Raw genomic sequence first — 21,128 nt, 5'->3', positions numbered from 1 at the left:
TCAGCGCGCGAGAAGCGCCTGCACGCGACGCCCGACGCCGATCGCGACGGGCGCGTCCTCCCCGCTGCGCTCGCTCCACGCCGCCGAGAGGCCGGCCCAGGCGAGGGCCCAGCGCAGGAGGGTCCGCTCGTCGAGGCCCGACTCCGTCGCGATCACACCGGCCGTGCGCTCCAGCCGGCCGGGGCGGAGTGCGACGTCGGCGTCGGGGTTGCACAGGATGTTGAGCAGGTCGAACGCCGGGTCGCCGTGCACCGGCTTCGGATCGATCGCCAGCCAGCCGCGCGCGCCGAAGTCGAGGACGTTGCCGTGGTGCAGGTCGCCGTGGAGCACGACGTCCCCGGCCGGGTGCGCGAGCAGTGCGCGCGCCTCGGCGGCGGCCGCGGCGTAGAGCCCGTCGTGGTCGTGCGGGCGGTCGCCGGCGTGCAGGAACAGCTCGCGGAACCACTCGTCGAGCGGATGCAGCCCCGCCGGTCGGTCGCCGCTCCCCGCCGCGTGCAACCGACGGCCCGCGCGGCACAGGATGCGCGTGGCGTCGTCGTCCCCCGACGGGCCCGATCGTGCCAGCTCGGCGAGGGAGCGTGGGCCCTCCGCCCGTTCCAGCACCACGGCCTCCCCGTCGTCCCCGAACTCCAGTACGGCCGCCGCCGCGCCGGCCCACCAGCGGAGCACGTGCGCGCCGGCGGCCTCCTCGTCGACCAGGGCGCACTTGAGGAACGCGGCGCGGCCGTTCCGGCTTACCGCCTGCAGGGCGCTCGACGGGGTCAGGAACGGTTCGCCGTCCGGCGTCAGCTCCCAGCGCTCGCGCCAGCGGGCGAGCAGCACATTGCTCATCGCTCGCCCTCCCGTGCCGCGTAGGCTCCCGGTGTCGTGCCGATCACGGCCCGGAACTCGCGGCCGAAGTGCGCCTGGTCGGCGTAGCCGAGCTCGATCGCGAGGTCCGCGAGCGCGGGAGGCTCGGCCGATCGCAGAGCGGCCGCCGCCTCCTGCAGCCGGTAGCGCTGGATGAGCCACTTGGGGCCGAAGCCGATGTGCCCGGCGATCAGCCGCTGCAGATGCCGCACGCCGAGGCCGAAGCGGGCGGCGAGATCCTCCACCCGTCGCAGCTCGCGATCCCCCTCCACGGCCGCGACGATCGCATCGACGAGGCGCGCGTCGTCGCCGGGTGGCGGGAGGCGACCCAGCCAGTCCTCCACGGCGGTCACCGCCGCGCCGTCGTCGCCGGCCGCCATCGCGCGACGCACCCGGGGCAGCAGCCGGGCCAGCCCGTCGACGGCGAGCTCGGAGGCGGGGACGGCGGCCGGGAGCGTGCGGAGGGAGGCCGCGGTCCAGCCGCGCGCGACGCCCGGGCGCAGGAGCACCCCGAACGCCCATCCCGAGCCGCGCAGCGTGCGGCCGCTCAGACCGCGCTGAGCCCGGTGGAGCAGAGCGTCGGCGGGTTCGATCACCAGGTTCGCGGTGGGGTACTCGAGCACCTGGGGCCGAAGCACCTGGTCGTCCGCCACTTCCCAGCGCGGCAGCCAGTAGTGCCGGGCGAAGGCGCCGGCGGTGTCGCCGGGGAAGACGCGCTCGATCCGCACGGGGGCGTCCGCGGTGCGGGTCAGCAGCCCCTTGCTGCGTGGCACGGCGGCCGTCTGCGGAGTCACGCTGCCATACTTTCACGGTGAACTCGATCCGTCCCGTCCAGCCCGCCGACCGCGACGACGTGTATGCGATCTGCGTGCGGACGGGGGCGAGCGGGCAGGACGCGACCGGCCTCTATTCCACCGACGACCTGCTCCCCGATGTGTTCGCGGGCCCGTACCTCGCGTACCAGCCCGACCTCGCCTTCGTCGTCGACACCGGCGACCACGTGGCGGGCTACGTGATCGCGGTCGCGGACAGCCTCGCCTTCGCCGAATGGTACGAGGCGGAATGGCTGCCCGGATTCCGCGCGAAGTACCCGATCGAGCGGGCGCGGGATGCCGCGGAGCGCCAGGCCATCGGCTTCGGGCTGGACGTGCGCGAGGCGATCGTGCCCGAGGTCGACCGCTACCCGGCGCACCTGCACATCGATCTGCTCCCGGAGCTGCAGGGCCAGGGGTTCGGCCGTGCGCTGATCCGCACGCTGCTCGCCGCGTTGCGCGAGCGCGGCGTCCCCGGGGTGTACCTGACCATGTCGCCCTCGAATCACGGCGCGCGCGCGTTCTACGAGCGGCTCGGCTTCCGGGAACTGCCGTCGAGCACTCCCGGCGCCCCCGCCCTCGCGATCCCCACCACGGCCTCCCTCTGACCCCATTCCCTCCTCCCCGGCCAGAGGCGGCGAACGGTCGGGACGCGCCCTTTTCCGCGCCCTCTCACGCCGGGAGAGGGCGAGTCGCGCCCGCTCGACGCGGCACCGCGGGGAGGGCTGTGGAGAGCGGGAGGTCAGCGCCCGACGAGGGACGGAAGGCGCTCGAACCAGTAGAGCAGCTCGGGCGAACTGCGCCGCAGCTGGGCCAGCGTCATCGAGTCCTGCGGGCGGGTGACGGGGATGTCGAGCTCCTCCACGACGCGCTCCATGTCCTCGAGCGACCAGAACTGCCCGCGCATACGGATGAGCAGCTGACCGTCCTGCCCGGTGATGAAGAGCTGCGGGAGGGTGTCGAGCGTGCTGCTCTCATAGAGCTGGACGAGCACGACCGAGCCGACGTCGCCGGGCCGCACCTGCACGACGCGGCCGAAGAACCCGCGCTCGCGCACGCCGTCGGCGCCCAGGGTGATCGTGACGCTGAGGAACGAGTAGACGCAGAGGATGGTCGCCGCGACGACGAGCAGGTGCGCGATGAGGACCAGCGGCCAGCCGCCGGTGGGGATGGCCAGCCAGTAGAGCACGGCGAACACCGGGGTCGTGAGCGCCAGGATGGCGACGACACCCCGTGTGAACAGGTGCCGATGCGGGCGCAGCACCGTCTCGCGCGTCACACCCGTCTCCTGTCCGAGTTCCCGTTGATCTGTCATCGGACTGAGCATGACTTATGGCTCATCGTCTCCGGTAGCGGCATTTTGGGGGACACGGCCCGCTTTCCTGGCGCGTTCGCGGGCGCGGATGCTCCGCACCCGGAACGCGCTGAGGATGGTCGCGAGCACCCCGACGGCGAAGACGATCACCGTGCCGGCATCGTGCATCGAGCGCCCGACGAGCAGGGTGATCGCCCCGATCACCACGGTCGCGCACAGCTGGGAGAACATCGTCGAGGTCATCGTGCTCCATCCAACCGCAGCTCGGCGTTCCGCTGGGAACGACATGGTGTGAATAGGATGTCTGCAGATCGAAGAGGGGTGAGAGGTGGCGACGCTTCGGGATGTCGCGGCCTTGGCAGGGGTTTCCGTCAAGACCGTTTCTAACGTTGTGAACGACTTCGAGTTCGTGCGCCCGTCGACCCGTGAGAAAGTGCAGGCCGCGATCGCGGAGCTCGGCTATCAGCCGAACCTCGCCGCCCGCCAGCTGCGAGCCGGTCGAACGGGCGTGATCGGGCTCGCCGTCCCCGAACTCCGGTTCAGCTACTTCGCCGAACTCGCCGACGCGGTGCTCGAGGCGGCGCGTGCCCGCGACTATGTCGTCCTCATCGAGCAGACCGGCGGGGCGCGGGAAGCGGAGGTTGCCCTGCTCACCGGGTCCCGCACGGCGATGATGGACGGGCTGTTGTTCTCCCCGCTCGGCCTCTCGTTCGACGATGGGGACGTGCTCGACGTCTCGTATCCGCTCGTCCTGCTCGGAGAGCGGATCTTCGACGGCCCGACCGACCATGTCGTCATCCAGAACGTCGAGGGCGCCGCCCTGGCCACCCGTCACCTGATCGACGGCGGACGGCGGCGCATCGCAGTGCTCGGCGTTCACGAGGGAGAGCGGGTCGGTTCGGCGGCACTGCGCCTGCGGGGCCATCGTCAGGCACTCGACCACGCCGGCATCCCCTTCGATCCGGCGCTCGTGGTGGCTCGGGAGGGGTGGCATCGCCGCGACGGCGCGGAGGCGATGCAGGAGCTGCTGAACCGTCGGGTCCCGTTCGATGCGGTCTTCGCGCTGAACGACGAGCTGGCACTCGGCGCTCTGCGCACGCTGGCGCAGCATCACGTGGTCGTCCCCGAGGACGTCGCGGTGATCGGGTACGACAACGTGACCGAGTCGCAGTTCGCGATGCCGAGCCTGTCGACGGTCGACCCCAACCGCGGCCGCGTCGCCGAGATCGCGGTGGAGGCCCTGGTCGAGCGGATCGCCGGTCGTGTGCCCGCCGGGACGGGACCTCGGCTCTTCGACGTCCCCGCGACACTGGTGGCGCGCGAGTCGGCGCCGGGAGCCGCGCGCGCCGACGCGGAGGCCCCGGTCACGTCCGCCGTCTGAGCGTCGCGAAACCGACGTTGACGTCAGGCGCGCGCGCTTTGTACAATCGCTTCTACAACGTTGGAATTGCAGCGTTGTAAACCCGACCCGATCCACGGCGCGATCGGGCACACGAGAGGCATTCAATGAAGAAACTGCTTGCGACGCTCGCCGCCGCGGCCGGCGTCTCCCTGGCGCTCGCGGGCTGCTCCGGCTCGTCGGGCGCGGACACCTCCGGCCCCGTCACGCTCACCTTCTGGCACGGCTACACCGAGGCCGACGGCAAGGTGCTCGACCAGATCGTCGACGACTTCAACAAGTCGCAGGACAAGATCACCATCAAGACCACCACCAAGACCTGGGCCGTCATCGGCGACACCCTCCTCCCGGCGCTGTCGGCCAAGAAGGGGCCGGACATCGTCGCGATGCCGGCCGAGAACCTCCCGGTGTACGCGTCGAAGGGCGCGTTCGCGAAGCTGGACGACTTCTACTCCAGCGACGCCACCAAGCAGGCCTCCCTGAACCCGAGCGCGGTCGAGATGGAGAAGGTCGACGGCTCCTACTACGGCGTGCCGACCGGCTTCGTCCCGCTCTCCGTCATCTACAACAAGACCCTCTTCGACAAGGCCGGGATCAGCAGCTTCCCGACCACCTGGGACGAGTGGGTCGCCGACGCCAAGAAGCTCACGGTCGATGAGGACGGCGACGGCACCCCCGAGCAGTACGGCCTCGCGCTGCCCGACCACGCGACCGTCGGCAACGGCGTCTGGGCGAGCCTCTTCTACGGCAACGGCGGCGCGATCGTCGACGGCTCGAAGTCCGTTCTCGATTCCGCGGCCAACACGGAGACCCTGACCTACTGGGCCGATGCCGTGCGCAACGGCAAGATCTCGCCCACCGGCCTGGACGGCGTCGCCTCCGACAAGCTCTTCTCCTCTGGCAAGGCCGCGATGGAGATCGGCGGCCCGTGGATGGCCTCCGTCGCCACCGAGAACAAGATCGACTACGGCATCGCCGGCATCCCCGCCGGGCCGAAGGGCTCCGCCGCCTCGGCGATCGGCATCTCCGCCGCGGTGACGGCCCAGGCCGACGCCACCAAGAAGGCCGCCGCCGAGAAGTTCTTCGACTACTTCTTCACCAAGGAGGTCGCCACGAAGTGGTCCCTCGGCTCCGGCTGGCCGCCGCTGCGCACCGACATCCCGTCCTCCGCGGTCGCATCGAACCCCGTCGTCGCGGCACTCACCGAGCTCGTGCCCGATGCGCGTCCACTCCTGCCCGGCGTCGCCAACAGCACCGACGTCCTGTCCGCGGTCGACGAGGCCACGCAGAAGGCACTCACCGGCGGCGACCCCGCCGCGCTGCTGAAGTCGGCATCCTCCCAGGTGCAGCAGGCCCTCGGGAACTGACCCATCCCTCGATCCACCCGGGCGGCCGCCGCACGGCGGCGGCCGCCCACCCACGAAGGCGACCATGACCTCACCCACCCGCTCCCGCGAGCGCACGCGCGCGTATCGGCCGCCGGCCCCGCTCGGCGGACGGCCGCGCTCGGGGCGCCAGGCTCCGATCGCGCTCCTGTTCCTGCTGCCCGCCCTCGTCATCCTGATCGCCTTCGTCGGCTGGCCGATGCTCTCGGCGCTCCGGCTCTCGTTCACCAACGCCAGCGGCTTCGGGATCGAGGAGTGGGTCGGCCTCGACAACTACGTGCGCGTGTTCACAGACCCGCGCATCCTGTCGACGCTCGGAAACACCGCTGTCTATACGGTGCTCTTCACGCCGACGGCCCTGATCGCGGCTCTGCTGCTCGCCCTGCTGCTCGGCAATCGGAGGCTCATCGCCCGCGGCTTCTTCCGCACGGCGCTCTTCTTGCCGTTCATCGTCTCGCTCGCGGTCGCGGCTTTCGCCTGGACGTACCTCCTCGACCCGCAGGTCGGCCTGCTCAACTACTGGCTGCGGTCGGTCGGCATCCAGCTCGGCAACGTGCTTCAGGATCCGGCGCTCGCGATGCCGACCGTCGTCCTGGTGGCGATCTGGAAGAACTTCGGCTTCTACATGGTCATCTTCATCGCCGGTCTGCAGGAGATCCCCGAGTCGCTGTACGAGGCCGCGAAGATCGACGGCGCCGGAGCATGGCGCCGGTTCATCAGCGTCACGCTGCCCCAGTTGAGCAACACCCTCGCCTTCGTGATCGTGTTCGCGATGATCGCGGCCCTGCAGGCGTTCGATCAGATCTACGTCATGACCGGCGGCGGACCGTACCGCTCGACCCAGACCGTCGTGATGGAGATCTACCAGGAGGGCTTCAAGAAGCTGGACCTCGGGGTCGCCACGGCGCTCTCGTACGTGCTGCTGGCCGCCACCCTCATCCTCAGCCTGGTGCAGTTCCGGTTCTTCGGACGACGCGAGAAGGACAACGCCTGATGACCGCCGCAACCGCCTCCGCCTCCACCCGCGCTCGCTCCACCGCCTCCCGCGGGCGCCGCCGCATCGGCCGCACCGCCGAGCGCTGGCTGCTGTTCGCCGCCGTGCTGGCGCTCACCGCGATCGTGCTGCTGCCCGTCGCGATCATCGTCTTCACTGCCTTCAAACCCGCGGCCGAGGTCAACGCCTTCCCTCCGACACTCGTTCCGGGCACCTGGACGCTGGACAACTTCACGAAGATCTTCAGCGACCTCCCGTTCGCGCGGCTGTTCCTGAACAGCCTGATCTTCGCCGGAGGCGTGACCGTCTTCGCGCTGTTCTTCGACTCGCTCGCCGCATACGCGCTGGCGCGGCTCGACTTCCGCGGCAACCGGGTGCTCCTGGTCGTGATCGTCGCCAGCCTGATGATCCCGTTCCAGGCGACGCTGATCCCCGTCTATCAGCTGGTGGCACAGCTCGGCTGGGTGAACAGCTTCGCCGGACTGATCATCCCGCGCGCCGCCGACGCGTTCGGCATCTTCTTCCTGCGGCAGTTCTTCCTCTCGCTCCCGCGCGACCTCGACAACGCGGCGCGGATCGACGGGGCAGGGGAGTTCCGGACCTTCCGCAGCATCGTGCTGCCGAACGCGGTGCCGGCGATGCTGACGCTCGCGATCTTCACCTTCGTCAACAACTGGAACGACCTGCTCTGGCCGCTCGTCTTCACGACCTCGCCGGAGATGGGGACCATCACCTCCGGGCTCACGCTGCTGACCGGACCGAGCGGCATCATTCCCTACGGCACGATGATGGCCGGCTCCCTCATCGCGGTGCTCCCGCTCGCGGTGATGTTCCTGATCATGCAACGGCGCTTCATCGAGAGCGTCGCGACCACGGGGATCAAATGATGACGGCATCCAACGACTGGTATCGAGACGGCCGCCTGCACCTCGGGCTCGGCATCGAGGACACGTTCGTGCCCCAGGCCCTCCCGGGCGAGCGCGCGATCGACGAGTACGAGCTCACTGAGCACTACGAACGATTCGACGCCGACTTCGCTCTCGCCGCGGGCGTCGGCGCGGAGCTGCTGCGCTGGGGCGTCCCCTGGTACCGGGTCGCCCCGGCGCCGGGAGTCTGGGACTGGGAGTGGACCGACCGCGCGATCGACTCGATGCTGCGGCACGGGATCCGGCCGATCATCGATCTGCTGCACTACGGCACCCCGCTCTGGCTGGACGGCCAGTTCGCGCACCCCGACTACCCCGGCCACGTCGAGGAGTACGCCCGCCGCTTCGCCGAACGCTACGGCGATCGGGTGACCGACTACACCCCGGTGAACGAGCCGGTCATCCACGCGCTGTTCTCCGGTGAGTACGGCTATTGGCCTCCGTATCTGGAGGGTGCCGACGGGTTCGCCCGCATCGCCGCGAACCTCGCGCGGGGCTTCGTGCGCAGCCAGCGGGCGATCGCGTCGGTGATCGGCGACCGCGCGGTGTTCGTACACGTGGACGCCGCGATGAGCTTCGTCGGCGACGACACGGCGCCCGAGCACCGCGAGGAGGCAGAGCGGTTGCGGCACCAGGTCCACCTCGTCGAGGATCTCGTCACCGGTCGCGTCGACGCCGCCCACCCGCTGCGCGACCGTCTGGCCTCGGCGGTGCCGGACGACGAGCTGGAGTGGTTCCGTGCCAACGCGGTCCACCCCGACGTCATGGGCGTCAACTACTACCCGCGCCACTCGACCGAGCTCTTCGAGCCGGGCATGCGGCACGGCGGCGGCTTCGCCGATCCGCGACCGAGCGTCGACCGCGGCACCGAGGGTCTGCGCGAGGCGCTCACCTCCTTCGCGGAACGCTACGGGGCTCCCGTGATGCTCACGGAGACCTGCGTCACGGGCAGCGTGGACGAGCGGCGGGCGTGGCTCGACGATTCCCTCGCCCTCGTCGAAGGGCTGCGCGACGAGGGCGCCGACATCGTCGGCTACGTCTGGTGGCCGCTCTTCGACATGTACGAGTGGACCTGGCGGCACACCGCTGCCCCGCGCGCCGACCACCTCCTCACGATGGGGCTGCACGATCTGGTCGAGTCGCCGGACGGGCTGCTGCGTGTGGCGAACCCTGTCGCCGACCGCTACCGCGAGCACGCTCGCCGGCTGGCCTCCACCCCCTCGACCCCGACCTCCTGACCGCCCGACCACCGACGGAAGAACGAATGAACACTGCACACCTCTCCCTCCGCCCCTCCGACGTCATCGGCGCGATCAGCCCCCGGATCTACGGCTCGTTCCTCGAGCACCTCGGGCGGGCCGTGTACGACGGGATCTACGAGCCAGGCCATCCCACGGCGGACGCGGACGGCTTCCGCACCGATGTGATCGAGCTGGTGAAGGAGCTCGGCGTCTCGACTGTGCGCTACCCGGGCGGCAACTTCGTCTCCGGCTTCAAATGGGAGGACTCGGTCGGCCCGCGCGACGAGCGCCCGACCCGACTCGATCTGGCCTGGCACTCGACCGAGAGCAACCAGATCGGCCTGCACGAGTTCCAGGACTGGCTGGACAAGGTGGGCAGCGAGCTCATGCTCGCGGTCAACCTGGGCACGCGCGGCGTCGCCGAGGCGCTCGATCTGCTCGAGTACGCCAATCACCGCGGCGGCACCGCCCTGTCGGAGCAGCGCATCGCCAACGGCCGCACCGACCCGTTCGGCGTGAAGATGTGGTGCCTCGGGAACGAGATGGACGGCCCGTGGCAGGTCGGCCACAGCACCGCCGAGTACTACGGCACCCTGGCGGCCAAGACCGCCCAGGCCATGAAGATGGTCGACCCCGACCTCGAGCTCGTGGTGTGCGGCTCCTCCAGTTCGTCGATGCCGACGTTCGGCGAGTGGGAGCGGGTCACGCTCACGCACGCCTACGATGACGTCGAGTACATCTCGTGCCACGCCTACTACGAGAACACGGGCGACCTCGGTGCGTTCCTCGCCTCCGGCGTCGACATGGACTACTTCATCAACAGCGTCGTCGCGACCGCCGACCACGTGAAGGCCGTGCGGGGGAGCCAGAAGACCATCGACATCTCGTTCGACGAGTGGAACATCTGGTACAACACCCGCTTCGAGACCGTCGACCGCATCGCCGGCGTCGACAACTGGCCGACCGCGCCCCGTCTCCTCGAGGACACCTACACGGTCTCGGACGCGGTCGTCTTCGGCAGCCTCCTGATCACGCTGCTCAAGCACGCGGACCGCGTGACCAGCGCCTCCCTCGCCCAGCTCGTCAACGTGATCGCCCCGATCATGACCGAGCCCGGCGGCCCGGCGTGGCGGCAGACGACGTTCTTCCCGTTCGCCGCCACCTCGGCGAACGGGCGCGGCGTGGCCCTCGACGTGCACGTGACCAGCGGCACGTACGCGACCGAGCGCTTCGGGGAGGTCCCGCTCGTGGATGCCGTCGCGACGCATGACGCCGAGGCCGGCCGGTACGCGGTCTACGCGGTCAGCCGGGCGGTCGACGCTCCCACCGAGCTGGTGATCGACCTCGCCGACCTCGGCATCGACCCGGCGGACCTCACTGTGACCGCCCGCACCCTGAGCGACCCGGACCTCGACGCGGCCAACACGATCGAGGACCCGGACCGGGTCTCCCTCGCCGAGGCCCCGTTCACGCGGGACGGCTCGACCCTCCGGATCGAGCTTCCCGCCGTGTCGTGGACGGAGATCCTGCTCGGCTGAGGAACCCATCGTGACGGCGCGCCCGACGCCGTGACAGCCCGGCCGCACCCGCGGCCGGGCTCGGCAAGTGAAAGGAAACGACGATGCTTCCATCTCGCACCACATCGGGTCCGGCTCCCCGCCGGCACCGCTTCCGACGCGCCGCCGTGATCGCATCGGCGGCAGCGGCCCTCGTCGCCGGCACGCTCGTGGTGGCGCCGGCCCAGGCGGTGACGACGGGCAACGGCTCGCTGGTCTACGCGCCGGCGGCCGGCACGTCCTTCAACCCCGAAGGCGGGCGCGCCGCGGGGACGACGTACGCGAAGAACATCGTGCTGAAGGCCAGCGGTTCGGCGAACGGAACCCAGCTGGTGACCTACGACCAGCTCGTCCTCGTCAACGGCAAGCAGGTCTACCCGATCTATCGCAGCACCAACGACGGCACCACCTGGACCCACGTCACCGACGTCGTCCCCAGCACCACCTTCCCGACGCTGACCCGTACGGCGCAGCCCTTCCTCTTCGAGGTGCCGCAGACGACCGGAACGCTCGCCGCCGGCACCATACTGCTCGCCGGCATGATCATGCCGGAGGACCGCTCCAGCAGCCGCCTGGTGGTCTACAAGAGCACCGACCAGGGATCCAACTGGTCGTACCTCAGCACCATCGACTCGGGAGGACCTGCGGTCTACGACCCCACTCCGACCTCCACCACGACCACGGTCTGGGAGCCGTCGCTCGCGATCGACGGGCAGGGCGGCCTGGCCGCGTACTTCTCGGACGAGCGGCAGAAGGCCAACGGTGTGCTCCAGGCGGTCTCCTACCGCCGCTCGACCGACGGAGGGCAGACCTGGGGGTCGCTCGTGAACGTGTCCGCGCCGACGAACCAGTCCGACCGGCCGGGGATGATCACGGTCACCAAGCTCCCGGACGGGCGCTATCTCGCGACCTTCGAGGTCGTCAACCGCCCTTCGCAGACGAAGAACACCGCCCCCGTCTACGTCAAGACCTCGCCGGACGGCCTCAACTGGTCGCCGACGAACAGCATCGGCACCCCGATCACGCTGGCGAACGGCCGGGGCGTCGGCTCGTCGCCGTACGTGAAGTGGGTGCCGAGCGGCGGCCCCAAGGGGATGGTGGTCGTCGCGGCCAAATGGTCGCTGGACGCGACAGGGACGATCGACGGCGGTCAGAACTTCTACGTGAACTACAACCTGGGGGAGGGTCCGTGGGAGCGGCTGCCGATGGCGGTCACCTTCGACGGTCCGGACGCCGAGGGCGGAACCTTCAGCGGATTCGCGCAGAGCATCGACTACTCGGTCGACGGCCGCACCCTGTATCAGGCGGCGAACGTGGAGAACCTCACGACCACGTACAACGACATCCGCGTGGGTTCCATCCCGCTCGACGCGCAGCAGTACGAGGCCGAGAAGGCCGTGCGCACGTCGGACACGTCGCTGGTGAGCGATCCAGACGCCTCGAACGGGAGCAAGGTCGGCAACATCAACAACGCCACCAGCGGCGTCACCTTCACCGTTCGAGTCCCCGCCGCAGGCTCGTATGTCGTCAACGTGCGCTACGACAACGGGACCGGCGCCGCCTCCACGCACAACGTGAGCGTGAACGGCGGCACCGCCTCGACCATCAGCTACCCCGCCACGGTCAACTGGGGCCGCTACGGCTGGGCGCAGAAGACAGTGAGTCTGAACGCCGGCACGAACACCATCGCCTTCACCAAGGGCACCTCGTACGCGGAGCTCGACGCCATCCAGCTCTACCAGCCGGGGACCGCGCTCGACCCGCAGTTCCGCGTCATCAACCGCAACAGCGGCAAGTACCTGGAGATCGCCTCGGCGCTTACCACGGACGGCGCGGGCGCCGGGCAGTGGGGCGACACGGCCAACGCCTGCCAGGTCTGGAACGTCCACTCGGTCTCCACGGGCCTCCAGCTGTTCAACGTCAACAGCGGCAAGCTGCTCGAGATCCCCGGAGCGCAGACCGCAGACGGCGTGCGCGCCGCGCAGTGGGGCCCGACGGGGAACGCCACCCAGGTGTGGTCTCCGACGGTCTCGGGAGGCTACTGGACGCTGACCAACGCCAACTCCGGCAAGCCGCTGGAGATCGCGGGGGCATCCACGGCCGACGGTGCCTACGCGCAGCAGCGCACGGCGGACGGCACGTCGACTCAGCAGTGGCGACTGGTCCGCGAGGGCATCCAGTAGCAGGCCGACGACGGGGCGACGGCGATCGGGCCGCTGCCGCCCCGTCGTCACGACCGGTTCTTCAGCGGACGGCGTCGTACTCTGTGCGGTCGGTGGATGCAGGAGGTTTCTGGAGGAAGATCGGCGCCAGGCCGGCGGTCGCCCCGATCGCCAGGGCGATCGTCACGCCCGGGAGGCCGTCCAGTCCGGTGGCGTATCCGATCAGGCCGATCACGAGCACCCCCACCACCACGAACGGTGCGATCTGCTGGGTGCGGATGCGCATATCGCGTGGGCCGCGCGCGTACCGCCGGATGCTCTCCGCTCCGTATCGGCGGGTGAGTGCGCCGAGGGCCGAGAGCGAGACGACCATCAGGAGCGGCGTCCAGGCCCATCGCCCGTCGGGCGGATCGTCGGGACCTGTGGAGACGAGCAGGAGGAAGGCGGCGAACAGGACGACCGCCGCCGCGACGTTCACATATCCCCACGGTCCGTAGAGGATCGCCGCCGTGGTGCCGCCGCGTCCCGTCTCGGCAGCGCCCTGCCCGGCCCCCATGGTCGCCCCGCCGACCTCGCGATTCTGCAACATCCCCCGACCCTACCCCGGCCCCCGGGCGCCCGCATTCGTGCCGAATGCAGGGTCAGGCGGCCGCGGAGGCGACATTCGGTACGAATGCGCGCCGAGCGCGAGAGGGGGGACTACTGGCGGAGAATGGGGGATTCGAACCCCCGAGGGCGTTAACCCAACACGCTTTCCAAGCGTGCGCCATAGGCCACTAGGCGAATTCTCCTGGGATGCCATCGCCTTGTGGGCGACGGCTCACAGTATCTTACCGGACGCCGGAGGGCGCTCCGTGCACATCGCTCCCGGCGGGAGCCGCTAGACTTGTTCCCGGCTCCCCACGTGGCGCCATCCAGGCCAACTCCCCCAGGGCGGAAACGCAGCAAGGGTAACCGGGCTCTGGCGGGTGCGTGGGGGGTCTTTTCTGTTCTCGGGCTCTTCGCACGCCCGCCGCGTAGAGTTGCGGCAGCATCGCATCATTTCTACAGGCTGTAGAATGAACATCTTCCCGACGAGCAGGGGTGGTGGAGTGACCGAGCACACGGCCGTAACGGCCTCCGAGGCGTTCGTCGTCGGGTTCCCCCTGGTCTTCGATCTGGAGCAGGTCGAGCGTTTCGTCCACGCCGGGATCGGCGCCGTCCCGCCGACGCCGTACAACGTGTTCGGCCACGCCAGGAGCCTGGCCGGACCGCAGGAGCGGTTCGTGTCGATCAACAACGACACCGTGTACTCCATCGCCCAGGTCGACCTGAGCGTCGGCCCGGTGCTGCTGAGCGTCCCCGACGCCGGGGACCGCTACTACGTGCTGCAGTTCGTGGACGCCTGGACGAACAACTTCGCCTACGTGGGCACCCGGGCCACCGGGAACCGGGCGGGCGACTTCCTGCTCGTTCCGCCCGGCGGCGACGCGGCGTCGGCCGACGTGGACCCGTCCGACGCCGGCGGGGGACCGGTCCGCATCCCGTTCCCGACACGCGTGGCGACGATCGTCGGGCGCTGGGCCGTCGACGGCGAGCACGACCTCCCCGCGGTGGCCGCCCTGCAGGACGGCCTGACCCTCACTCCGGTGCTCCGCTCCCTGGTCCCGCCGCAGGGCGTTCCCCCCGTCGCGGCGTCCGGCGGGGAGGCGCTGACCTTCTTCGAGCGCATGCGGGTGTGGTCGCAGGCGTTCCCTCCCGCCGAGCGCGACCTGCCCGCCCTGGCCTCGTATGCGGCGCTCGGACTCACCGGCGACGTCCCGGTCTCCGAGCTCCCCGAGACGCTGCGTGCGGCGCTGGAGGAGGGCTACGCCGTCGGCAAGCAGGCGCTCGAGGCGTCGCTGCGCACCGGGTCGCCGCTCGTCGAGCACTGGCAGGTCAACCTCCACGCCTTCGACTACAACCTCGACTTCTTCGGCCCGGGCACGATCGACGCCCCGGGCTGGAAGCTCGTGGAACCCGCCACCCGGTACGCGCTGCGCGCCGGCGCCGCCCTCGGCGGCCTGTGGGGCAACCACGGTTACGAGGCCGCCTACTCCGCCACCTACGAAGACGCCGACGGCGCACCGCTCAGCGGTGAGCACGTGTACCGGCTGCGTCTCGCTCCGACCCCGTCGGTCGGCGCCTTCTGGTCCCTCACCATGTACGACCTCCCGGGGTACTTCCTCGTCGCGAACGCGGCGGACCGCTACTCCGTGGGCGATCGGACGGAGGGGATCGTGTACGACGACGACGGAGGACTGACGATCACGATGAGCACCACCCGACCGACCGATCCGACGGCCGCGGCCAACTGGCTGCCCACGCCGGCGGGGGAGTTCCGCCCGCTGATGCGCATGTACATGCCGGCCGATGCCGTGCTCTCGGGCGAGTACCGCCTGCCGGCCATCGAGCGGATCGGCTGAGACGTGGTCCGCTCCATCTACATCACCTCCGCCGAGGGGCACACCGGCAAGTCGACCATCGCCCTGGGCGTCCTCGAATCGCTGCGGCACTCCGTGGGCCGGGTCGGGGTGTTCCGCCCGATCGCACGCTCGACCGTCGAGCGCGACTACGTCCTGGAGCTGCTGCTCGAGCGCGTGACGACCGAGCTCTCGTACGAGGACGCCATCGGCGTCACCTACGAGGACGTCCACGTCGACGCCGAGGCCGCGCTCGCCGAGATCGTGCACCGGTTCCGCGCGGTGGAGGCACGCTTCGACGCCGTCGTGATCCTGGGGTCCGACTACACCGACGTCGGCAGCCCCACCGAGCTGGGCTACAACGCCCGCATCGCGGCCAACCTCGGCGCACCCGTGCTGCTGGTGCTGGGCGGCCGCGTCGGCCAGGGGTTCGGGGAACGGCTCGGCCAGGCCGACCCGCGGTCCCCGGAGGACGTGCAGCACCTCGCCGAACTGGCCTTCACCGAGTTGCGCGCCGAGCACGTGAGCGTGCTCGCCGTCATCACCAACCGCGCCGACGCCGACCGCCTGGACGACATCGTGGAGGCGGTCGCGGAGGTGGCCCCGGTGGAGCGCGGGGGCGACCGCCCGCCGGTCTGGGCGATCCCCGAGGACGAGTTCCTCGTCGCGCCGAGCATCCGATCGATCGTCGAGGCGACCGGCGCATCGCTCATCGCGGGCGACGAGACCCTCCTCGGCCGGGAGGCGCTCGACGTCGTCGTCGCCGGGATGTCGATGGACAACGTGCTCCCGCGGCTGGTGGAGGGCGCGGTCGTCGTCGTGCCCGGCGACCGCACCGAGGTGCTGCTCGCCGTGCTGATGGCGAACGCCTCCGGGACCTTCCCCTCGATCGCCGGCATCGTGCTCAACGGCGGCTTCGACCTGCCGGAGCCGATCGAGCGGCTCCTCGCCGGTCTGCGCTCGCCGCTGCCGATCGTCCGCACCGGGCTCGACACCTACGACACCGTCGTCCGGATCACGCACGCGCGCGGACGGCTCGCCGCCGACTCCCCGCGCAAGTACGACACCGCGCTCGCCCTCTTCGAGCGGCACGTCGACGCGAGCGCCCTGCTGGGCCGTCTGGATGTGACGCGTCACGATGTCGTCACTCCGCTCATGTTCGAGTACGACCTGATCGCCCGGGCCCGGTCGGCGGACAAGCACATCGTGCTCCCGGAGGGCGACGACGACCGTATCCTGCGCGCCGCGGCGACCCTGCTCTCGCGGGGGGTGGCCCGTCTCACCATCCTGGGGGAGCCGTTCGAAGTCCGCTCGCGGGCGATCGAGCTGGGCCTCGACCTCTCCGCGGCCGAGGTGGTCAGCCCGTTCGACGACGTGCTCCGGTTCCGCTTCGCGACCGAGTACGCCCAGCTGCGCGCGCACAAGGGCATCACGGTCGACCAGGCCTCCGACACCGTCACCGACCCGTCGTACTTCGGCACCATGATGGTCCACCTCGGCCTCGCCGACGGGATGGTCTCCGGAGCCGCGCACACCACGGCGCACACCATCCGTCCGGCGTTCGAGATCATCAAGACCACCCCGGGCGTCTCGGTCGTCTCCAGCGTCTTCCTGATGGCGCTCGCCGACCGGGTGCTGGTCTACGGCGACTGCGCGGTCATCCCGGACCCGACCGCCGAGCAGCTGGCCGACATCGCGGTGTCGTCGGCGCGGACGGCGGACCAGTTCGGCATCGAGCCGCGTGTGGCGATGCTGTCGTACTCGACCGGGGATTCCGGGGCGGGGGCCGATGTGGACAAGGTCCGCGCGGCGACCGCGCTGGTGCGGGAGCGGGCGCCGCAGCTGGCGGTGGCCGGGCCGATCCAGTACGACGCCGCGGCGGACGCCGCCGTGGGCGCCGCGAAGATGCCCGGCTCGGATGTGGCCGGCCGCGCGACGGTCTTCGTCTTCCCCGACCTGAACACGGGCAACAACACCTACAAGGCGGTGCAGCGCAGTGCCGGCGCGGTCGCGATCGGGCCGGTGCTGCAGGGGCTGCGGAAGCCGATCAACGACCTGTCCCGCGGCGCCACCGTCGACGACATCGTCAACACCGTCGCCATCACCGCGATCCAGGCGGCCCTCGCATGAGCGCCGTGCTGGTCGTCAACAGTGGGTCCTCGTCGCTCAAGTACCAGCTGATCGACGCGGACACCGAGGAGGCGCTGGCGAGCGGGCTGGTCGAGCGGATCGGCGAGGAGCCCGGCCACATCCGCCACCGCGGACCGGCCGGCACCGTCGAGCGGTCGCTGGCCATCCCGGACCACACCGCGGGGTTCCGCGCGATGCTGGAGCTCTTCGCGAGCGAGGGGCCGAGCCTCGACGAGAACCCGCTCGTCGCCGTCGGCCACCGCGTGGTGCACGGCGGCAAGCGCTTCTTCGAGCCGACGATCGTCACCCCGCTCGTCGAGATCAACATCGAGGACCTCGCCGACCTCGCTCCGCTGCACAACCCCGCCAATCTGCAGGGCATCCGTGCCGCCGAGACGGCATTCCCGGACGTTCCGCACGTGGCGGTGTTCGACACCGCGTTCCACCAGACGCTGCGACCCGCCGCCTACACGTACGCGATCGACGCCGAGCTGGCCGAGAAGCACCGCGTGCGCCGCTACGGCTTCCACGGGACGTCGCACAAGTACGTCTCGGAGACCGTCGCCGCGTTCGTGGGCAGGCCGTCGGCCGAGTTGAAGCAGATCGTGCTGCACCTCGGGAACGGAGCCTCGGCCTGCGCCGTCGACGGGGGGCGGTCGGTGGAGACGTCGATGGGCATGACTCCTCTGGAGGGGCTCGTGATGGGCACCCGGTCCGGCGACCTGGACCCGGCGGTCCTGCTCCACCTGGCCCGACGTGCCCAGCTCGACACCGACGGGCTCGACGAGCTGCTCAACCGGCGCAGCGGCCTGCTGGGTCTCACCGGTCGCGGCGACATGCGCGACGTCCGTCACGCGGCGGACGGCGGCGATCCGGCGGCACGACTGGCGATCGACACGGTGGTGCACCGGCTGAAGCACTACATCGGCGCCTACACGGCGCTTCTCGGCGGTCTCGATGTGCTCACCTTCACGGCGGGCGTCGGCGAGAACGACGTCCCGTTGCGCGCGGAGGCACTGGCCGGGCTGGAGGTGCTCGGCATCCGGCTCGACCCGGTACGGAACGCCGCGGCGTCGAGCGAGGCGCGCGTCATCTCCACGGACGACTCGGCGGTGACCGTGCTCGTGGTGCCGACGAACGAGGAGCTGGAGATCGCCCGCCAGTCCCTGCAGGCGGTGTCGGCCGCGGGCTGAGCAGACAAGGAACCGGGATGCGGCGACGGGGCGGCGACGGAGAGGACGGCGGGCGGCGGAGGCCGACCGCCGGTCCGTCCCCGCGCCACCCGGCACCGCTCCGGCCGCTGCGGCGCCGGCCGTGGGCGCGGCGTGGGCCGGTACGGCGCCGCAGCGCCGCGATCGCCTCCGCTGCGGCCGCCGCGGCGATCGTGCTCGTCCTGAGCGGATGCTCCACCGCGGCGAGCGGCGCGGCGGGGCCCCGATTCGTCACGCCCCCGCTCATCCACTACACGTCGGTGCTCTGGCCCGTGCCGTTGGAGCTCGTGGGGGCGCAGCCGGGGAGCCGGCTCCGGATCGCCGCCTCGCTCACCACCGAGCGCGGCACGTGGCGATCGTCCGCGACCTACACGGTCCCGGCGGGAGGCGTCCTCGACCTCGCCTCCGCGCGCCCGCAGCTGGCCCCGTTCGCCGAACCGGACTCGGTGGGGCTGTTCTGGTCCCTCGCCGGTCCGGAGCTCTCCGGCGCGTCCCTGGCCACGCAATGGATGCACGACACCCTCCCGGTGCGGTTCTCGGCCGTCGACGGCGACCGCGTGGTCGCCGCGCGCACCTTCTCCCTCCAAGGGCTCGCCGACGGCCTGCGACCGCACACCCTCTACACCCGCGACCTGCTGGGCGCGTCCGCCCTCCCGCGCGAGACCCACGAGGACCAGCCGGTCGCCCAGTTCTGGAGCGCGGCCTCCCAGGAGCGACCCGTCACGCCGGCCGTCCTGATGTTCGACGACCCGTCGCCGGGCGCGTCCTCCGCATTCGTGGCGCCGCTGCTCGCCCGTTTCGGGGCGTCCGTGCTCGTCCTCCCGGTCTCGTCCGCACCCGACGGCGTCCGCGCGGCCAGCGTCGTCGACAGCACCACGGTCGCGGACGCACTCGCCTGGCTGGGCGACCAGCAGGGGATCGACGCCCGCCAGGTGTTCGTGTACGGCACGGGCGTCTCGGAACCGCTGGCGCTCTGGGCGGCGACGCGGTTCCCGACCCGGCTGCACGGACTCTTCGCCGCCGGAGGTGCGCCGCAGCTGCTGTGCCTGCCGTCCGGATCGACCGCTCCGGCGTTCGAGGACGGCGCCGGTCTGCCGTGCCGGGTCGAGCCCGGGCCGGTGTCGGCGAGCGCGGTGCTCCCCCTCCGGGATGTGAACGGACCCGTGGTGCTCGCCTGCGGCGACCGGGACGCCGTGCTGCCGTCCGCGTGCGCCGGACAGCAGGCGCTCGTCTCCGCCCGCGGGGTGCGGGCGGGCGACAGCCTCCTCCGCTCCCACCTCGCGGGCCACGCCGTGACCGTCCCGCCCGGGCTGCCCGTGGCGTTGGCGGACTCCCGGGCGGCCCGCGGGGGCGGCGGCAGCGGCGCGGACGCCCAGGCGACGGAGCAGGCGCGCATCGCGTTCTGGAACGCCGTCGCCCAGATCGTGCTGCGGGCGGCGCGCACATGAGCGCACGCCGGGCCGGTCTCTGCTTCGCTGTGATCGCCGGCATCGTGCTGGCCTCGCTGGCGGGATGCTCGTCGCCGTCGAGCGGAGGCCCGCGCTTCGTCGTCGCGGCGAACCCGACCGGCGTCTGGGAGCCGGAGCGGATCTCGCTCGAGGGGTTTCCCGCCGGACAGCGCGTGACCATCGCAGCGTCCACCCGTGTCGGAGGCGGCTGGTCGTCGCAGGCCGTCTACGCCGTCCCACCCGACGGCGATGTGGATCTCGCTCATCAGGCACCGGTCGAGGCGCCGTTCGCCGGGGCGGACCCGATGGGTCTGTTCTGGACCATGCGGAGCGCCCACGGTGCCGCCGCGACCTCGGACGAGACCTGGGGAGGCGCGACCCTCACGGTCGACCTCACGGCGACCGTCGGAGGACTGCGGGTCGCCGCGGCCAGCGTGCAGCGGGTGGGGCTCACCGCCGCCGCGCCGTCGAGGGTGGTCTCGGAGGACGGGCTCAGCGGCGACTTCTTCGCCCCGGTGCGGCAGACGGACGGCCTGCGTCCGGCCGTGCTCGTGCTGGACGGCACCGATCCGGGGACACCCACCGGCGTCCTCGAGGCCGCCACCCTGTCCGCGATGGGCTATCCGGCGCTCGCCCTCTCCACCTACGGCTCGGCGGGACAGCTCGAGCCGCGCCGGACCGTGCCCGCGGAGCGGCTGCTGACCGCCGTCGACTGGCTGATGGCACAGCCGGGCGTCGACGACCAGCGCATCTTCGTGATGGGCACCTCCCGGGGTGCGCAGCTCGCACTCTGGCTCGCCGTCGCCCATCCCGGACTGGTCTACGGCGCGATCGCCCCGGGCGGCACGACCGGGCTGGTGTGCCCGTCCCCGGTGCCGAGCCCCGCGATCACCGTGGGCGGTGCGTGGGTGCCCTGCGTGACCGGCACGGACCATGTCGAGGCGGCGTCCGTGCTCGACCTGGGACGCATCCGCGGGCCGCTCGTTCTCGGGTGCGCGGATCGTGACGAGCAACTCGCGAACGGCTGTGCGTGGATGGACGAGGCGGCGCGCCTGCGGCCCGCCCGGCCGGGCGACTCGTACGTCCGGGCGGTCGGGGCGTCCCACCTTTTCTACACCCCGCCCTTCACACCGCTGTACCTGCCGGCGGACGCGACGGCGCAGTCCACCGAGCGGGGGAGGGACACCGTCTGGCGGGCGATCGTCACCGCCCTGACGGCGCCGTCCACCGTACCCGGCCGCTGACCTCGCGCCCGGACG

18 protein-coding genes, 1 tRNA gene and 1 other RNA gene are annotated in these 21,128 nt (G+C 71.2%); 14 read left to right on the top strand and 6 right to left on the bottom strand.

The genetic code is table 11. From position 1 onward, the window contains the following. Together U870_RS0118240 and U870_RS0118235 are read right to left on the bottom strand one after the other, a co-directional pair. Entirely contained in the window at positions 1-831 is an 831-nt protein-coding gene (locus tag U870_RS0118240) for an aminoglycoside phosphotransferase family protein (protein ID WP_025158812.1), read from the bottom strand. Next, positions 828-1,643, bottom strand: coding sequence for an AraC family transcriptional regulator (locus U870_RS0118235; RefSeq protein ID WP_025158811.1), 816 nt, complete (start codon positions 1,641-1,643; stop codon positions 828-830). Before U870_RS0118235 ends, U870_RS0118240 begins: the two co-directional genes overlap by 4 nt. Positions 1,644-1,660: 17 nt before the next feature. On the opposite strand from U870_RS0118235, the gene U870_RS0118230 reads away from it, so the two are divergent. After that, positions 1,661-2,269: a GNAT family N-acetyltransferase gene (locus U870_RS0118230; RefSeq protein ID WP_025158810.1), complete on the top strand. Its 609-nt coding sequence runs from the start codon at positions 1,661-1,663 to the stop codon at positions 2,267-2,269. 134 nt (positions 2,270-2,403) lie between these two features. On the opposite strand, the gene U870_RS0118225 is transcribed toward U870_RS0118230, so the two are convergent. Then, positions 2,404-2,976, bottom strand: coding sequence for a hypothetical protein (locus tag U870_RS0118225; protein WP_052357821.1), 573 nt, complete (start codon positions 2,974-2,976; stop codon positions 2,404-2,406). 15 nt (positions 2,977-2,991) lie between these two features. Then, positions 2,992-3,219 (bottom strand): hypothetical protein, encoded by a 228-nt coding sequence (locus U870_RS0118220; RefSeq protein WP_025158808.1) that lies wholly within the window; start codon positions 3,217-3,219, stop codon positions 2,992-2,994. A gap of 85 nt (positions 3,220-3,304) precedes the next feature. Between U870_RS0118220 and U870_RS0118215 the strand changes: the two genes are divergently transcribed. From U870_RS0118215 to U870_RS0118185, 7 genes are all read left to right on the top strand, one after another. Further along, a complete protein-coding gene (locus tag U870_RS0118215) occupies positions 3,305-4,357 on the top strand; it encodes a LacI family DNA-binding transcriptional regulator (RefSeq protein WP_025158807.1) in 1,053 nt (350 codons plus the stop codon). Positions 4,358-4,482: 125 nt separating this feature from the next. Continuing rightward, the gene (locus U870_RS0118210; RefSeq protein ID WP_025158806.1) at positions 4,483-5,742 is read left to right on the top strand and encodes an ABC transporter substrate-binding protein; all 1,260 of its coding nucleotides are present in this window, start codon (positions 4,483-4,485) and stop codon (positions 5,740-5,742) included. Between the two features lie 64 nt (positions 5,743-5,806). After that, complete coding sequence (locus U870_RS0118205) at positions 5,807-6,754, top strand: carbohydrate ABC transporter permease (protein ID WP_025158805.1); 948 nt, start codon at positions 5,807-5,809, stop codon at positions 6,752-6,754. Further along, a complete protein-coding gene (locus U870_RS0118200; protein WP_025158804.1) occupies positions 6,754-7,641 on the top strand; it encodes a carbohydrate ABC transporter permease in 888 nt (295 codons plus the stop codon). Before U870_RS0118205 ends, U870_RS0118200 begins: the two co-directional genes overlap by 1 nt. Further along, the gene (locus tag U870_RS0118195) at positions 7,641-8,918 is read left to right on the top strand and encodes a family 1 glycosylhydrolase (RefSeq protein WP_025158803.1); all 1,278 of its coding nucleotides are present in this window, start codon (positions 7,641-7,643) and stop codon (positions 8,916-8,918) included. Before U870_RS0118200 ends, U870_RS0118195 begins: the two co-directional genes overlap by 1 nt. A gap of 26 nt (positions 8,919-8,944) precedes the next feature. Continuing rightward, the gene (locus U870_RS0118190; RefSeq protein ID WP_025158802.1) at positions 8,945-10,459 is read left to right on the top strand and encodes an alpha-N-arabinofuranosidase; all 1,515 of its coding nucleotides are present in this window, start codon (positions 8,945-8,947) and stop codon (positions 10,457-10,459) included. A gap of 83 nt (positions 10,460-10,542) precedes the next feature. Next, positions 10,543-12,660 carry an RICIN domain-containing protein gene (locus U870_RS0118185; RefSeq protein ID WP_240183753.1) on the top strand — a complete coding sequence of 706 codons (2,118 nt, stop codon included), beginning with the start codon at positions 10,543-10,545 and terminating at the stop codon, positions 12,658-12,660. 61 nt (positions 12,661-12,721) lie between these two features. Here the strand turns inward: U870_RS0118185 and U870_RS0118180 are convergent, their stop codons facing one another. Then, complete coding sequence (locus U870_RS0118180; protein WP_025158800.1) at positions 12,722-13,228, bottom strand: hypothetical protein; 507 nt, start codon at positions 13,226-13,228, stop codon at positions 12,722-12,724. A 114-nt stretch (positions 13,229-13,342) separates the two neighbouring features. Further along, positions 13,343-13,430: transfer RNA gene (locus U870_RS0118175), tRNA-Ser, on the bottom strand. 100 nt (positions 13,431-13,530) lie between these two features. Between U870_RS0118175 and ffs the strand changes: the two genes are divergently transcribed. The 6 genes from ffs (at position 13,531) to U870_RS0118150 (ending at position 21,113) form a co-directional block, all read left to right on the top strand. After that, an RNA gene (gene ffs / locus U870_RS23745) (signal recognition particle sRNA small type) lies at positions 13,531-13,627 on the top strand. Positions 13,628-13,730: 103 nt separating this feature from the next. Then, complete coding sequence (locus tag U870_RS0118170; RefSeq protein ID WP_025158799.1) at positions 13,731-15,083, top strand: DUF1254 domain-containing protein; 1,353 nt, start codon at positions 13,731-13,733, stop codon at positions 15,081-15,083. A gap of 3 nt (positions 15,084-15,086) precedes the next feature. Beyond that, positions 15,087-17,210, top strand: a complete 2,124-nt coding sequence (pta, locus tag U870_RS0118165; protein WP_025158798.1) for a phosphate acetyltransferase — start codon at positions 15,087-15,089, stop codon at positions 17,208-17,210. Next, entirely contained in the window at positions 17,207-18,403 is a 1,197-nt protein-coding gene (locus U870_RS0118160; protein ID WP_025158797.1) for an acetate/propionate family kinase, read from the top strand. The genes pta and U870_RS0118160 overlap by 4 nt, the downstream gene beginning before the upstream one ends. A gap of 17 nt (positions 18,404-18,420) precedes the next feature. Next, entirely contained in the window at positions 18,421-19,869 is a 1,449-nt protein-coding gene (locus U870_RS0118155; protein ID WP_025158796.1) for an acyl-CoA thioesterase/BAAT N-terminal domain-containing protein, read from the top strand. Continuing rightward, positions 19,866-21,113: an acyl-CoA thioesterase/bile acid-CoA:amino acid N-acyltransferase family protein gene (locus U870_RS0118150; protein ID WP_240183752.1), complete on the top strand. Its 1,248-nt coding sequence runs from the start codon at positions 19,866-19,868 to the stop codon at positions 21,111-21,113. The genes U870_RS0118155 and U870_RS0118150 overlap by 4 nt, the downstream gene beginning before the upstream one ends. Positions 21,114-21,128 lie beyond the last annotated feature (15 nt).

The organism is Leifsonia aquatica H1aii (assembly GCF_000633535.1).
GTDB classification, from domain to species: domain Bacteria; phylum Actinomycetota; class Actinomycetes; order Actinomycetales; family Microbacteriaceae; genus Leifsonia; species Leifsonia aquatica_A.
This window is presented reverse-complemented; position numbering and strand designations above follow the sequence as displayed.